Source organism: Pseudoalteromonas luteoviolacea NCIMB 1944 (genome assembly GCF_001625565.1).
Classification (GTDB): Bacteria; Pseudomonadota; Gammaproteobacteria; order Enterobacterales; family Alteromonadaceae; genus Pseudoalteromonas; species Pseudoalteromonas luteoviolacea_F.
This window is the reverse complement of record NZ_AUXS01000013.1, coordinates 224661-239150: the sequence shown is the minus strand read 5'-3', so window position 1 is coordinate 239150 and position 14490 is coordinate 224661. Positions and strand designations below refer to the sequence as shown.

The 14490-nt window shown below is 43.0% G+C and carries 15 protein-coding genes; 3 read left to right on the top strand and 12 right to left on the bottom strand.

All coding sequences use genetic code 11. The features are described 5' to 3' along the window. Positions 1–25: 25 nt before the first annotated feature. Both nfuA and N483_RS26530 read left to right on the top strand, forming a co-directional pair. The gene (gene nfuA, locus N483_RS02915) at positions 26–601 is read left to right on the top strand and encodes a Fe-S biogenesis protein NfuA (protein WP_023400672.1); all 576 of its coding nucleotides are present in this window, start codon (positions 26–28) and stop codon (positions 599–601) included. Positions 602–611: 10 nt separating this feature from the next. After that, positions 612–887 carry a hypothetical protein gene (locus N483_RS26530; RefSeq protein WP_036976815.1) on the top strand — a complete coding sequence of 92 codons (276 nt, stop codon included), beginning with the start codon at positions 612–614 and terminating at the stop codon, positions 885–887. Here the strand turns inward: N483_RS26530 and dinF are convergent. Next, positions 832–2163, bottom strand: a complete 1332-nt coding sequence (gene dinF, locus N483_RS02910) for an MATE family efflux transporter DinF (protein ID WP_080672641.1) — start codon at positions 2161–2163, stop codon at positions 832–834. The genes N483_RS26530 and dinF overlap by 56 nt on opposite strands. On the opposite strand from dinF, the gene N483_RS02905 reads away from it, so the two are divergent. Next, a complete protein-coding gene (locus N483_RS02905; RefSeq protein WP_023400675.1) occupies positions 2149–3174 on the top strand; it encodes a polysaccharide deacetylase family protein in 1026 nt (341 codons plus the stop codon). The genes dinF and N483_RS02905 overlap by 15 nt on opposite strands. 8 nt (positions 3175–3182) lie before the next feature. On the opposite strand, the gene N483_RS02900 is transcribed toward N483_RS02905, so the two are convergent. The 11 genes from N483_RS02900 to N483_RS02850 all read right to left on the bottom strand — a co-directional run bounded on the left by N483_RS02900 (position 3183) and on the right by N483_RS02850 (position 14487). Next, the gene (locus tag N483_RS02900) at positions 3183–4214 is read right to left on the bottom strand and encodes a protein-glutamate methylesterase/protein-glutamine glutaminase (RefSeq protein WP_023400676.1); all 1032 of its coding nucleotides are present in this window, start codon (positions 4212–4214) and stop codon (positions 3183–3185) included. Between the two features lie 11 nt (positions 4215–4225). Then, complete coding sequence (gene cheD / locus N483_RS02895; RefSeq protein ID WP_023400677.1) at positions 4226–4849, bottom strand: chemoreceptor glutamine deamidase CheD; 624 nt, start codon at positions 4847–4849, stop codon at positions 4226–4228. Then, positions 4846–5670, bottom strand: a complete 825-nt coding sequence (locus N483_RS02890) for a CheR family methyltransferase (RefSeq protein WP_023400678.1) — start codon at positions 5668–5670, stop codon at positions 4846–4848. The genes cheD and N483_RS02890 overlap by 4 nt, the downstream gene beginning before the upstream one ends. A gap of 107 nt (positions 5671–5777) precedes the next feature. Continuing rightward, a complete protein-coding gene (locus tag N483_RS02885) occupies positions 5778–8513 on the bottom strand; it encodes a methyl-accepting chemotaxis protein (protein ID WP_023400679.1) in 2736 nt (911 codons plus the stop codon). Positions 8514–8525: 12 nt separating this feature from the next. Further along, positions 8526–9032, bottom strand: coding sequence for a chemotaxis protein CheW (locus N483_RS02880; protein ID WP_023400680.1), 507 nt, complete (start codon positions 9030–9032; stop codon positions 8526–8528). Then, the gene (locus N483_RS02875) at positions 9029–11194 is read right to left on the bottom strand and encodes a chemotaxis protein CheA (RefSeq protein ID WP_023400681.1); all 2166 of its coding nucleotides are present in this window, start codon (positions 11192–11194) and stop codon (positions 9029–9031) included. Before N483_RS02875 ends, N483_RS02880 begins: the two co-directional genes overlap by 4 nt. Positions 11195–11212: 18 nt before the next feature. Beyond that, positions 11213–11575: a response regulator gene (locus tag N483_RS02870; protein ID WP_023400682.1), complete on the bottom strand. Its 363-nt coding sequence runs from the start codon at positions 11573–11575 to the stop codon at positions 11213–11215. 9 nt (positions 11576–11584) lie between these two features. Beyond that, on the bottom strand, positions 11585–11857 hold the full coding sequence (locus N483_RS02865; RefSeq protein WP_023400683.1) for an STAS domain-containing protein: 273 nt from the start codon (positions 11855–11857) through the stop codon (positions 11585–11587). A 133-nt stretch (positions 11858–11990) separates the two neighbouring features. Next, positions 11991–12590: an SCO family protein gene (locus tag N483_RS02860; RefSeq protein WP_023400684.1), complete on the bottom strand. Its 600-nt coding sequence runs from the start codon at positions 12588–12590 to the stop codon at positions 11991–11993. Further along, the gene (gene cyoE / locus N483_RS02855) at positions 12590–13495 is read right to left on the bottom strand and encodes a heme o synthase (RefSeq protein WP_023400685.1); all 906 of its coding nucleotides are present in this window, start codon (positions 13493–13495) and stop codon (positions 12590–12592) included. The genes N483_RS02860 and cyoE overlap by 1 nt, the downstream gene beginning before the upstream one ends. Further along, entirely contained in the window at positions 13492–14487 is a 996-nt protein-coding gene (locus N483_RS02850; RefSeq protein WP_023400686.1) for a COX15/CtaA family protein, read from the bottom strand. Before N483_RS02850 ends, cyoE begins: the two co-directional genes overlap by 4 nt. Between the last annotated feature and the right edge of the window lie 3 nt (positions 14488–14490).

The window sequence follows — 14490 nt, the reverse complement described above, 5'->3', positions numbered from 1 at the left end:
TAAATTAGTCAAGTATAGCCAGATTATGATCACAATTTCAGAATCAGCCCAAACACATTTTGCCAAACTGCTCAGCGACCAAGCTGATGGCACGAGTATCCGCGTATTTGTTGTAAACCCAGGAACTGCACAAGCTGAATGTGGTGTTTCTTACTGTCCTGCAGATGCTGTTGAGCAAAGCGATATGCGCTTTAACTTTAACGGATTTGATGCCATCGTCGATGAAGAAAGTGCGCCTTTTCTTGAAGAAGCAGAAATCGATTTTGTTACCGACAAAATGGGTAGTCAACTCACATTAAAAGCGCCCAATGCAAAAGCGAAAAAGCTCAAAGATGACGCGAGCTTGGCAGAGCGTGTGGAGCATATGTTAGTCACTGATGTTAACCCACAGCTTGCCAATCACGGCGGTCAGGTGAGCCTAGTAGAGATCACAGCCGAAGGCATCGCCGTATTGCAATTTGGTGGCGGCTGTAACGGTTGCTCAATGATCGATGTCACTCTAAAAGAAGGCATTGAGAAAGAAATGGTTGCAAAATTTGACGAAATCACAGGCGTGCGCGATATAACAGAGCACGCACGTGGCGACCACTCATACTACTAACCGATTCAGTATGTTTACGCAGTTTATCTATCGCTTGGGGTCCGACCCCAAGCGCAGCCTACGATTCTTTTTTACTGGCATTGGTATATTTGTGCTCGCAATGGGGTTGTTCGCACTGAGCTATTACCATGACCCAAATTGGCGCTATGCTGGACTCGCCGTGTTATTTCCAGCATTAGGGATCGCGGGGTATGGCTATTTAGGGATCTTTGCAAACCGCTTTTCGCAAGTTATTTCAGCAAGGCGTTCTGCACGTCAAGCTTTCGATAACGGTAAATCAAAGTAATTCCACGCAGAGCCATAAAACATGTCATCGCTAACCACAGTGCGTGATTGCCATGGTCCAGCAGCAAATAAACGGGCAGGAAAAAACCAAACAATGCAGAAAATATCATACTGTTACGCATTTCTCTTGCCCTTGTTAATCCAACAAACACACCATCGAAAAGAAAGCAGTTCATCGCGATTAAAGGCAATACTATAAGCCAAGGTAAGTAAACCAATGCCGTTTCCACAACACTTGGAATACTGGTTAACATACCAATGATAGTCGGCCCAAAAACAGCAAACACAAAACAATAAAGTATTGCAAAAACACCGCCCCACAGTACGCTCACAGCAACCCATGATTTTAATTTTTCGGTATCTTTTTCACCTTTTGCCTGCCCGACTTTTGCTTCAACCGCATATGCAATGCCATCCATTGCAAAGCTCACCAGCATTAAAAAGTTGAGCAACACGGCGTTTGCAGCAAGCGTATTATCCCCTAACCGTGCACCATAAAATGTCATGAAGCTAAAACACAATTGCAATACCAGTGAGCGAATAAAGATATCTTTATTCAAGGTCAATAAATGAATAAGGTGTTGGCGGCTCGGTCTTAACCACAAAAATATCCACCCCTTCTTTTTCAGTAGTGAGCTGGTTAGCCACACAGCCAACGCCAATGCACTATAGTCGGCGATAACAGACGCCCACGCAGCACCAGCTACTCCCCATTCAAAACCAATGACAAACAGTAAATCCAAAACGATGTTGACTAGGTTAGTAAACAACACAATATAGAAAGGCCCCTTGCCATACTGTAATCCCAACATAAAGCCCAGCAAGACCAAATTCATCATTGCCGCAGGCGCACTGTATATACGGATTGAAAAGTAGAGCGAGGCTTGTTCCATAACATCGCTGCTGGGGTTGGCTAGCCGCTCTATCACCTCCAGTAAAAATGGCGATAACCCAATGAGCGACATAGCAAATAGCAGGGCAATGGTCATACTTGCCAACAAAGATTGGTATGAACGAGCTTGATTTTTCTCGCCATAAGCTTGTGCTATTTCCCCAGTTGTACTCATACGCAAAAAGCTGGCAAGCCAAAATAACAACGCAATACTGCCCGAGCCAAGCGCGATGCCCGCTAAATAGTGAGCATGACTTAAATGGCCTATCACAGCAGTATCAACTAACCCTAGCAGTGGTACCGAAATATTTGATAAAATCATCGGCGCTGCGAGAGTAAGTAGTGGAATATGATAAGGTGTACGCAGGTAATGAAAAAGCTTCATAATTTAGTTCTATTTGTTGGTTTAGCAAGTGTGCAAGCGCACAGTGCGACTATCTTACAATATCATCATGTCAGTGAGAAACTGCCGCCTGTCACCAGCGTCAGTGAAGATACCTTTAAATCTCATTTAGAGCATTTAAAAAAGGGCAACTATAACGTCATTGCACTAGATGAATTCCTCAATCATCTTAAACAGGGAAAGCACCTCCCACTAAATGCCGTGGCAATTACTTTTGACGACGGATATGACAACAATATCGAAGCGGCTGCCCCGCTCCTTGAAAAATTTAACTTTCCCTACACGATTTTCGTCAACCCTAAACTGATTGACGAAGGCAAAAGTTATGTCATGACATGGGATGAATTAAGAGCTCTGTCAAAACGCGGCGCATTGATAGCAAATCACAGTGCCCAACACGACTATTTGCATATACGCCAATCCGGCGAATCTGAGCAGCAGTGGGCCAAACGCATAAGTCATGATTTAACTTGGTCACAACAGCGCATCAATGCTGAAATAGGGCATAATTACCCCTACATTGCATACCCCTATGGTGAGTTTGACTCAGCACTACAATCACTTGTGCAAAAACTTGGCTTAATAGGTATTGGCCAGCATTCTGGTGCAGTTGGTCCAACAACTGACTTTACGCGAATTCCTCGATTTCCAGCCTCTGGCATTTATAGTAATTTAAAAACACTGAAAGTTAAAATTGACTCTCTCCCTTTCGAGATTGACCAATTGGCCTATAACAACTCAGTCACCAAAGAGCGTCGCCCTTCAGTTACGATAACATTCAAAAGTAAGGACTTTAGCAAACATCAATTGGCGTGTTTCGTATCAGGAGTTGGTCGCGCAGAATTGACCTGGCGCTCAGAAAGCCAAGTGACTGTGACGAGTCCAGAGCGCCTACCGAAAGGTCGTTCTAGATACAACTGCACTGCGCCTTCAAAAACACACAAAGGCCGCTTTCACTGGTTTTCCCAGCCTTGGGTGATACAGATAGACTAATTAATGGTTTAACGACTCGCGGAGTGTAGTAGCGCCTTAGCCATTGCATCTAAAGACACCACTTTATTTGCGGCATTGAGTTCAACCGCTGCGCGAGGCATTCCCCACACAACGCATGAGGCTTCGTCTTGAGCAAATGTGTTTGCTCCTGCCTCTTTTAATCTCAGTAATCCCTGCGCCCCGTCAGAACCCATGCCAGTCAATAACGCTGCATGAACATAAGTCGCGACTGGTAACAAGGAGTCAAATAACACATCTACAGCAGGCTTATGGCGATTGACCTTATCGCTATCACTCAGCTGGCAAACCAATTTAGACCCTTTTTGTACCACCAGTAAGTGTTTATCTCCCGGAGCAATGAATACCTTACCAGCACCAAGCTCGTCACCCTCCTCTGCCTCTTTAACATTCACAGTGCAGCATCTATCCATACGTTGCGCAAATGAAGAACTAAAAACAGGAGGAATATGTTGAGTAATCACAACAGGAGGGCTATTAGGCGGTAGCTTAGTTAATACCTCTCTCAGCGCTTCGGTGCCGCCAGTAGAGGCGCCAATTGCCAAAACACTCAAGCTTTGAAAACGTGTATCACTGGGCATAGCTTGCGCTGTGTTTTGCTGCTTGTCAGGTTTAAACGCTCTTACCCTCGCTCGACTTGCCGTGCGAATTTTTTGGTAAAGTACATCAGCATATGCTTCTAATTGCTCCGCAACATTAGACATAGGTTTGGCAATAAAGTCTACAGCCCCCGCCTCTAACGCTTCAAGGGTCTCTGGCGACCCTTTTTGGGTCAACGTAGATAACATGACTACGGGCATTGGGCGCAACCTCATTAGGTTCTTTAAAAAGCTTAACCCGTTCATTTTTGGCATCTCAATATCGAGAGTAAGCACATCAGGCTGTAGCGCCTTAATCATATCTCTTGCTTCATAGGGGTCTTTGGCCGCCCCCACAACTTCAATATCTCCAGCTTGCTCCAATACCGCTTTCAAAACAGCCCTAAGCAAAGGTGAGTCGTCTACTATCAAAACCTTTATCATTGCTAATTACTCTAAAATAACTCGATATCGGTTTGTGCATCTTGCGCCTCGATATCATGTAAGTATTTAACCTCACGTTTTTCAATCGTGTCATTGTGTACCTGCCGCAGTTTTTTTACCTTTGCAGAACCCGACTGAGGATGAAATACCACCTTTCTGGGCCACGGCCCTCCCACATCATGTGACACTAACTCTAAATGCTCTTCCTCTACGTAAGCTCTGGCAAAACGGATGTTGCCAACACCAATATCCGTCATCGCACTAATTATTTTTCCACCACCAAACAGCTTTACTTTGAGGTTGTTGCGACTGGCACCATTTTTTAGCACTTCGTTTATCAAAAACTCCATCGCCCAATTTCCATAGCGGCAATTAAAGTCATCTGAATGAACATTAGTCACATTCGTCATATTTTGAGCACCCGGCAACATAAAGTGATTCATGCCACCGATCCCTAACTTTTCGTCATATACACAAGCGGCAATACACGATCCTAATACCGTCGAGATCAATTCGTCATTTTTCGATACGTAAAATTCTCCCGGTAAGACCTTGGCAACAACCTTACTCCGCCCCGCATCCCAAAACCGTTTTACATGCTCAAAGCCATTTATCACAGGCCTAAAGTGGCTCATGTTACATCCACCCTCTTATACATAGTTTTGCCCAAATTTTTAAAGTCTCTGCGCTCTTTACTCATTGTTTCTGAGTGACCTATAAATAAGTGTCCATGTGACGGCTCTAACATGCGATGGTATCCATCAAATAGACTGTCTTTTGTTTCTTTGTCGAAATAAATCAATACATTTCGACAAAATATCAAATCAAACGGGCCTTTCATTGGCCAAGGTTCGAGCAAGTTCAATCGCTTAAAATAAATGAGGCTCTTCAACTGCTCTTTAACACGGTATTGACTGCCGTCACTGCTTTTCAAAAACCACTTTCTTAAGTGGTTTTCATCTAAGCCAGTCACTGACTGGCTGCTATAGATGCCTTCCGCCGCTTTTGAAAGTACATTGGAGTCCAAATCAGTGGCTAACACCTTCACGTCCCAGTCACTAGGAAACTCATCTTTCACCGTCATCGCAATACTGTATGGCTCCTCGCCTGTTGAACATCCCGCAGACCAAAAGCGTGCTCTCTTGGACATTTTATTGTCCTGTTTAATACGTGGAATTACGTCGCTTTTTAAATATTCGAAATGGTGCGACTCTCTAAAAAACGAGGTTAAATTCGTCGTAATTGCATTAATAAAGTGGCTAAATTCTTGATCACTGCTGTTGTCTAAAAACGTTAAATAGTCCTCAAAGTTTTTCAGCCCGTTTGCTCTGATCCGCCTAGCAAGGCGCGAATACACCATTTCTCGCTTATGTGGCCCGAGCACGATGCCACATGCGCTATATACCTTTTCAGAGACTTTCTGAAAATCAGTGTCTGTAAACTGAAACTCTTTCATACGCTCGCAACGCTTAAATAGTTCAATTAATAACCAAAAAGTTAGCCAGTGCTATTTTTTTCTCAGAAGGGGGGCCTCAGATCAGAGGCCCTCTTTCAAACTTGCGGTTAAAACTCTTCCCACTCTTCAGAGTCATCTGCAAAGCGGTTTGCAGGCTCAGTAGATTTTTGTGAAAGATTAGAAGTGACTTTCGCAGGCGTACTATTATTCAATTGCATGCTTCCGGCATTACTCACTGGCTGCTGAGGCGTATTCAACCGCTTGGTTGGCAAACTGCTGACAGATGCTGGCAGGCCATCGGTATTTGAGTCGCCAACATTAAAGAAGTTTAATAGCCTTCTCATATCATTTGCTTGCTCAGCCATTGATTCCCCAGCTGCAGAAGCCTGTTCCACCAACGCCGCATTTTGCTGTGTCATCTCATCCATTTGGGCAACAGCCTTATTGACCTGCTCAATACCAGAGCTTTGCTCCTCGGATGCTTCAGCAATATCAGAAATCATTTCTGTCACACGTTTTACTGCCGCAACAATTTCTTTTAACGTTGCACCTGATTCATTCACTAATAAGGTGCCATCTTCAACTTTACCAACACTGTCTCTAATCAAGTCTTTAATTTCCTTCGCAGCACCTGCTGAACGCTGCGCTAGATTCCTAACTTCACCAGCTACAACAGCAAAGCCTCGCCCTTGCTCGCCTGCTCTTGCCGCCTCCACCGCGGCGTTTAATGCAAGTAGATTAGTTTGAAACGCAATTTCGTCAATGACGCTGATGATATCGGCGATCTTTTTACTAGATTCATTGATCTCTGACATACTAGAGACGGCTCTGTTAACCACTTCGCCCCCTGTCACCGCTTTTTCACTTGTTTCTGCTGCAAGCTCATTGGCAACTTTTGCGTTGTCCGCATTTTGTCTTACCGTACTGGTCATTTCTTCCATACTCGACGCAGTTTCTTCTAGCGATGATGCTTGCTCTTCTGTTCGCTGACTTAAGTCCGCATTACCTTGGGAAATTTCTTCAGCGCCACTGGCCACCATCGCAGCAGAAGAACTGATTCGATTCAACACTTCTGTTAATTTATCCGCTGTGGTATTCGCATCTTGCTTAAGTTTGTCAAACGCGCCTTTATAGTCTGCATTGATCCTTTGAGTTAAGTCCCCGTTAGCCAGTGCATCTAACATGTTTACGGTATCCGATACCGCATCATCTACTAGAGAAACCAAACCGTTTAGCCCTTTAGCTAAACGAAGGTAGAACCCTTGCTTATCATTTTCATTGAGGCGCACGGCCAAATTACCTTCACGAGCTGATTCGACTAACTCATTAACTTCCGATTCAATCGCAACTTCATCAGTGCGGTCTTCCCATTCAACCACAGTGCCGATACGCTCACCATCTGATGCCAAAATAGGGTTAGCGACTAATCCAAATGTGCGCCCACCTACTTGGATCTCAGTTTTATAGGTGTCAGTTAAGTTACTGACCATATTGCGCTGATGCGCAGGGTTCTTATGGAAGACGTCAATATTTGCCCCCATCAGTTTATTGCTATCAAAGTTGGGGAGGTCTTGTCGAATATCGCGTTCAGCATTTTTCATCATGGATGTCACTGACTCGTTCATATAAACAATATTGAAATGGCCATCCGCAATCATGGTATTGGTTGCAACGTTGTCCAAAGCGCGACGTACACGTAGATTTTCGTTTGCCGCTTTTTGCGCTTCGCGCTCTTGTACCAACCGCTCGGTTTTGTCTTCCCACTCAACAACCGTGCCCAGACGGTTGCCATTTTCGTCTTGTACAGGTGTCGCAATTAAACCAAATGTAAAACCAGCAACTTCGATATCCGTCTTGTAGGTGTCCGTCAGATTACTCAATAAGTTCCTTTGATGACTCGGATTGGCATGAAATATGTCAATGTTTTGCCCCATCAATGTATCTACATTAAAGCGTGGCAATGCCGTTTGTAATTGCGCTTGGTTTTTTCTCAACATACTCATGACTGACTCATTGCCATATACAATATTGCAGTCATCATCCGCCAACATGACATTCGCTTGGCACACATTTAAAGCACTAGATATCCGTGCATTTTTCGCAGCTTCGTCCTTTTGTTTTTGTTCAATGGCTAGCTGTTCTGTCAAATCCTTCCACTCAACTAACGTGGCAATACGTTCATTGTTTTTATCAAACACAGGTGTCGCGATTAGATCAAATGTCAGCCCGGCAACCGTGATTTGTGTTTTGTACACATCTCTCAAACTCGCTAACAAGTTTCTTTGATGACTGGGGTTGGCATGAAACATGTCTATGTTTGTGCCGATCGTGGTTGCAACGTTAAAGTTAGGTAACTCTTTTCTAAGTTGATGTTCATTTTGTCTCAGCATGACGGTTACTGAGTCATTCATATAGACAATATTTAGATCGCTGTCTGCGACCATAATGTTTGCCTGACAACCTTTCAAAGCCAACAACAAACTTTCTGTATGATCGTCTTCATGATCCTCTTCTCTCACATCTTCATCTACGTTCGACAACACCCTATGCAGTTGGGGAAAACCTGACAGATCCAACTGCTCAAACTGTGCTCGATTACCTACTTTAAGCAATGGCATTGCGGCATACACAGCCACTAACTGGCCTGTTATGGGAGTTAAACCATTTTTTAAAAATACTAAAGCAGCCGCAATACCCAGAAGCGGAACTAAAAATGACATCATTCGTATTTGCTCTGATTCAGCTTGCCCTAGCTGAGCACCAACAATGACACTAATAACCAGAATCACCCCAGTTACTAAGATCTTGTTATTAATACTGCTTTGGATACTCTGTTCGCTCATTTCGACCCCCAATTAGCCTTTGAGACCACTTTTATCACTCAAATCTAAAACTTTTTCTAGATTTAAAAGCACAACCATTTTTTGACCTACATTCACTAGTCCGTGAACAAAATATGCATTATCTGAATCTTGGAAATCAGGCACATCTTTGGCCTTTTCCTCTGCAATGCTATAAACATCTGATACCGCGTCCACAACTAGCCCCATAATTTTCTGCTGTTCCTTAATTTTTACAGAGACCACAATCACTACAGTCAACGGTCCATACTCAATTGCATTAATGCCAAAGCGCATCCGCAAGTCGATAATTGGTACTATTGTGCCGCGTAAATTCATCGCGCCTCTGACAAAATTAGGAGAGTTTGGAATGGTGGTGACAGGCTCCCACCCACGAATTTCTTGCACGGCTAAAATGTCCATTCCGTACTCTTCATCGTGCATCATGAAAGTTAAAAACTGCTTTTCATCAGATTCCCCGTCAAACATAAGCTGCTGATTTACTTCAACTTGGTCAATCATGCTGGTTCAGCCTCCTCACCTTTCAAGTCAACTAATAATTCAGTTGAACCAGGCCGGCGTAAGCCACTCAATTTGATGAGTCCACTGATATCAATGATCAGAGATACTGTCCCATCACCCAATATCGTCGCTCCAGAAATGCCGTCAACTTTCTGATAGTTCGCCTCTAAACTTTTAATCACCACTTGCTGTTGCGCAAGTAAATCATCAACCAATAGGCCTATTTTATAATTGTCGCTCTCAACCACGACCAAGAGTGTTTTGTCCAGCTCTTCACGCGCGCCCTGATGGCTAAAAATGTCGTACAGTCTCAATATTGGAATATATTCATCACGCAAGCGCAGAACTTCTAAGCCTTTGCCAACCTTGCTGACTTTCGTAATGTCAATTTGAAGCGATTCAACTATCGAAATAAGTGGAATGATATAAGTATGCGTTGCAACTTGTACCAATTGACCGTCGAGGATAGCGAGTGTAAGTGGCAGCCTTATTGTAAAAGTCGAGCCAACCCCTTGTTTTGACGTGACCTCTACCGAACCATTGAGCGCTTGAATATTGCGTCGCACAACATCCATTCCAACTCCTCGGCCAGAAATATCACTTACGCTGTCTGCCGTTGAAAAACCTGGCATAAATATAAGCTCATTGATTTCTTCAGAACTTAGCTCGTCCGACTCATTAATTAATCCATTCGCAATTGCCTTACTGCGAATTTTTTCTGTATCCAGCCCTTTACCATCATCCATAATTTCAATAACGATATTACCGCCTTGGTGAAAAGCATTTAGTGTCACTGTGCCCACAGGATTTTTACCATTGGCGATGCGATCTTCCGGAGTCTCTAAACCGTGATCTAATGAGTTTCTCACTAGGTGAACCATAGGATCGGAGAGTTTTTCCATCACGGTTTTGTCGAGCTCAGTTTGTTCACCGACCAGTTTAAGCTCAACTTGTTTCTTTAATTTTTGAGACGTATCTCTTACTAATCTAGGAAAGCGACTAAATACAAAGCTAATTGGCAGCATCCTGATCCGCATTACATTTTCTTGCAAATCACGGGTATTGTGCGCTAATTGAGTGAGCCCTTCCTGAAGCGCAGCAATACTAGATTCAGTGATATCCTGATCACCAATTTGGCTTAGCATCGCTTGCGTTATCACCAGCTCACCAACCATATTGATCAAAGAATCTACTTTATCTATACCTACACGAATAGAAGTGGCGGCAGAATCTGTGGACTTTCTACTTTCAGCTTTATTGCTTTTCACCGACTCAACTTTTTTCTGCACTGCAGCGAGACTCTCTTCTGCCTGCTTGTTTTGTTCATTGTTAGTCGCACTTTCACTTTGTGCAGGTGCTTGCTGAACAGTCTCTAAGTTACCTGCATCAGAAGATGTCGATGACGCTGATGGCTGTTGCTCAGAAGGACTTTCATCTTCAAACAACCCTCCGCACGCCTCAATTTTTATTTCTGCATCATCTTCGACCCACTCGAAGATTTCAGAGATTGCTTGCTCTTCTCTCGTTGTCGTCAGGAAAAAGCGCCAGTGTAAAAAACAATCTTCTGGATCAAACTCTAAAAACTCAGGAAGACCATCGTGAAACACATTGACTTCTAACTCGCCCAATTCGGCAAGCTCAGAAAACATATAAAGCGGTTCATTCCCAGTTTTAAATAGATGAGATTCAGGCTTGAAATCAATTTGGTAAGTTGTACTTTGCAATGCCTCACTGACTGTTTCGCTCTGTTCAGCTTCAACAACCTCTGGTGATTCATCACCCAGTATCGCTTCAAAGCGAGCCTTGAGCTCATTTGATTCACTCAGATCTGGCTCTTCTTCCGCTTGTAATGCGCTGAGCAATCCTCTTACACAATCGACAGACTTTAAAAGTAAGTTCACATGCTCAGCGGTGAGGACCCGCTGTCCGTCACGGATTTGGTCTAGGAGTGTTTCCAGTACATGAGTAAAGTCTGAAACAGACACAAAACCAAATGTACCACTGCCGCCTTTAATCGAGTGGGCAGCTCTAAATATCGTGTTAATGGTCTCTGAATCTTCAGTTCCAGGTTCTAGATTTAGAAGCTCAGCCTCCATCGCATCCAGACCTTCAAAACTTTCTTCAAAGAACACATCAAAAAACTGGCTTAAATCTATGCTCATGCCTATACCTCGTTGGTACTAGCGGATGACTTTCTTCAATACAGCTAACAATTGATCCGGGTTAAAAGGCTTTACAATCCAACCCGTTGCACCTGCGGCCTTGCCTTCGCTTTTTTTATCAAGCCCTGATTCTGTGGTCAGCATCAAAAGCGGCGTAAATTTATAGTTAGGTAAGCTACGCAGCTCCCTAATCAGGGTTATCCCATCCATAACGGGCATGTTTACATCAGAAATTACAGCGTCAAAACCCTGCTGTTTTGCCAAGCTTAATGCCTCGCTACCGTCCTTTGCTTCTGTGACGTCAAACCCTGCTTTTTTAAGAGTGAACCCAACCATTTGTCGCATTGAAGCAGAATCATCCACAGCTAAAATCTTTTTCATATTGACCTCTTAAATCTTACTGCTAAAGGATAAAATTTCGGTTAAACCAAGTTGTTCTACAGACTCAAACAGAATAGGGCTATCACCATGCCAAGTTATCTGCTGATCAAAATTCATTAAGCGTTTTTGCAATGCACACAACATTTGAATTGAAGCGGTGTCAACTTTACAAACATCATTGATATCGATACAGATTGGTTGCCCTGTTTCTAGTTCTTGAACAAACATCTGATACAGTTCTTCAACTTTATTGATGGCTAACTCAGAAGGAAGTTTAATCATGCGCTTGGCACATTCCCTGTAAAAATTGTAGATAAGATTAGATTAGACGTTGATGATGAAATTGCCAAAATTCTGAGCAAAAGAAATAAAAATATTATTAACTTAGATGCAGGTACAACACTCGATGGGGTTATTAGTAGGATTGAGAGATAATTTTAAAATCTTCAACGATATGTTGCGTATTAACGGTTGGAACCTGGCCTTTTAAGAACTCCGGCTTAAAGATAGCGCTTAGTTCCCCTAAAGGATTAATAAGTGCGATTGAAGCACTATGGTCGACATAGTAATCCTTATCTGTCCCATCATTAATGGCATAAATTAAACCTATATCTCTGACAAAAGGAAAAAGCTGCTTATGTTTATTGGTTACTGCTAAAAACTGCTCATCAAAATACCCTATATAATCCTTTCTTTTTTGTGGGCTATCTCGTTGCGGGTCAACAGAAACAAACCAGATTTGAGTCTGCTGTACAGTGCTGATCTTGCTGTTTATTTGTGTCAACTTTGCAAGCGTCATCGGGCAGACATCTGGACAGCTTGTATAACCAAGAAACAGTAAGTTCCATTTTCCAAGTAATGCCTCATTTGTCACTATATTATTATTTTGATCAACTAATTCAAACGGCTTTAATTGCTTAGGCACAGGGTAGCGCACAGTAAACTCTGAAACATTCTCAGGCTGTTTACATGACAATAATAGAGTCGATATAAGAAGCAGTAATATTAAGCGCATTAGGTCACGAGCTTATCAATAAATAGTGAACCAAAGAGTAGCAACAAATAACTAATGGAAAAATGAAAAACTTGCATTGCAGACTCTGAATTTGATTCAAAATATAAAATCATCACTTTTTGTAAAAATCGTATATTTAAAATACACGCTGCAACCAAGTAAAATACACCAGACATACTAATTAAATAAGGTAAAATACATACCAAAGCAAGTAGTACCGCATATACACACATACAGAGTTTGGAAAATTTAGTACCGTGGGTCACAGGCAGCATAGGCACGTTTGCACGTTTGTAGTCGTTTTTTCGTGCTATCGCCAAAGCCCAAAAGTGAGGGGGAGTCCAAGTAAAAATAATCATCACTAATAACCAAGGTTCAGCACTTAGTACTTGGGTTTCACTCACCCACCCCAGCAATGGCGGCATCGCTCCCGCTAAGCCACCAATCACGATATTTTGTGGAGTCGAATGCTTCAGAAAAACGGTATACACGACGGCATACCCAAACAGCGCCATAACCGTTAACAGGGCGCACAGCCAATTACTAAACAAAAGCAACATGCATACACCAAATACACCAATCATAAACGCAAAAATGTAGGCTTGCTGTACACTTAATTGATTTTGAACTAAAGGACGATGCCGAGTGCGTGCCATCTTTTTATCTCGAGCACGATCCAAAATATGATTGATGGCAGCCGCTGCAGCGGATACTAAACCGATACCAATCAAGCTCCCCGCTTGAAACCAGCTACTTCGCTGTGTATCTGGTGCCAATACAATTCCAACCCACGCAGTCAATACAAGCATTAGCACAACTTTTGGCTTACAAATGTTCAAGTAAGCGAGCCCGGCACGCGATACGCTGTCAAAAACATAGGTATACTTGCTCAATCCTATATTCATATCCACACCTGCCTAGCTCGTGAGAGTAAAAAGCACGTTCTAACCAAAGCTAAAAGCAACAAAGCAGCCATAAAGTTATGAAATAGAGTTAAAAGGATAGGAAACTTAAAATAAACAATCACACCACCAATGAACACTTGAAGCAAAACTAAAGCCAATACTTGATTCGCTCCTTTACGAATTATCGGCTGAGCTATTTTTATGTGAACCAACACAGCCATCGCAACGATTGACAGTAACGTAACACTTGCCCAAATCCGATGCATCAAATGTATCGACAACCGCGTTTCAAAAGGCAGCACTCCATATTCATAGGTGCTTGATTTTTCTGGCAGTCTCAATAAGCTTTGCCAAGAGAACAATTCACTATTTGAACATAGTGGTAGGCCAGTACAATGAGGAGCTGCATAATTTGCCGCCAACCATCCACCCAGTGCAATTTGCAACACCAAAATACACGTACATACTATGCCAGCTTTAAAACACAGCGCAGCATGATCTTCATACTCAACGAGCGGCGGTGACCATCTTAAATATAATAGCGTCAACAAAGACAACACTGTAAAACCACCGAGTAAATGCCCCATAACCACGAACGGTTGTAAGTTCATTGTCACGGTCCACATACCAAGCAGCGCTTGAATAGCTATCATCATTAACAATGCACCAGCCAATATCTTAGGCGCATGCTTTTGTTTGGAGCGAACAATCACAAAGAATAACAGCAACACAACCAAAGCAAGGCAGCCCGCAAAGTATCTATGTATCATCTCTATCCAGGCTTTGCGCGGTTCAATTGTGCTGCTAGGGTATTTTAATTGGGCTGCTGTAATTTCGTGCATCTCATTGGGCACAGTTAAAAACCCATAACAGCCCGGCCAGTCAGGGCACCCTAGCCCAGCATTACTCAAGCGAGTGTATGCGCCTAGCACAACCACACAAATCGCCAGCATACAAGCAAATGTAATAGTACGTTGAAGTACATTAGACATAGC

Bases quoted from the DNA above. Each gene is read 5' to 3' on its own strand.
- nfuA (WP_023400672.1), top strand. From the start codon at position 26: ATGATCACAATTTCAGAATCAGCCCAAACACATTTTGCCAAACTGCTC.
- N483_RS26530 (WP_036976815.1), top strand. From the start codon at position 612: ATGTTTACGCAGTTTATCTATCGCTTGGGGTCCGACCCCAAGCGCAGC.
- N483_RS02905 (WP_023400675.1), top strand. From the start codon at position 2,149: ATGAAAAAGCTTCATAATTTAGTTCTATTTGTTGGTTTAGCAAGTGTG.
- dinF (WP_080672641.1), bottom strand. From the start codon at position 2,163: ATGAAGCTTTTTCATTACCTGCGTACACCTTATCATATTCCACTACTT.
- N483_RS02900 (WP_023400676.1), bottom strand. From the start codon at position 4,214: ATGATAAAGGTTTTGATAGTAGACGACTCACCTTTGCTTAGGGCTGTT.
- cheD (WP_023400677.1), bottom strand. From the start codon at position 4,849: ATGAGCCACTTTAGGCCTGTGATAAATGGCTTTGAGCATGTAAAACGG.
- N483_RS02890 (WP_023400678.1), bottom strand. From the start codon at position 5,670: ATGAAAGAGTTTCAGTTTACAGACACTGATTTTCAGAAAGTCTCTGAA.
- N483_RS02885 (WP_023400679.1), bottom strand. From the start codon at position 8,513: ATGAGCGAACAGAGTATCCAAAGCAGTATTAATAACAAGATCTTAGTA.
- N483_RS02880 (WP_023400680.1), bottom strand. From the start codon at position 9,032: ATGATTGACCAAGTTGAAGTAAATCAGCAGCTTATGTTTGACGGGGAA.
- N483_RS02875 (WP_023400681.1), bottom strand. From the start codon at position 11,194: ATGAGCATAGATTTAAGCCAGTTTTTTGATGTGTTCTTTGAAGAAAGT.
- N483_RS02870 (WP_023400682.1), bottom strand. From the start codon at position 11,575: ATGAAAAAGATTTTAGCTGTGGATGATTCTGCTTCAATGCGACAAATG.
- N483_RS02865 (WP_023400683.1), bottom strand. From the start codon at position 11,857: ATGATTAAACTTCCTTCTGAGTTAGCCATCAATAAAGTTGAAGAACTG.
- N483_RS02860 (WP_023400684.1), bottom strand. From the start codon at position 12,590: ATGCGCTTAATATTACTGCTTCTTATATCGACTCTATTATTGTCATGT.
- cyoE (WP_023400685.1), bottom strand. From the start codon at position 13,495: ATGAATATAGGATTGAGCAAGTATACCTATGTTTTTGACAGCGTATCG.
- N483_RS02850 (WP_023400686.1), bottom strand. From the start codon at position 14,487: ATGTCTAATGTACTTCAACGTACTATTACATTTGCTTGTATGCTGGCG.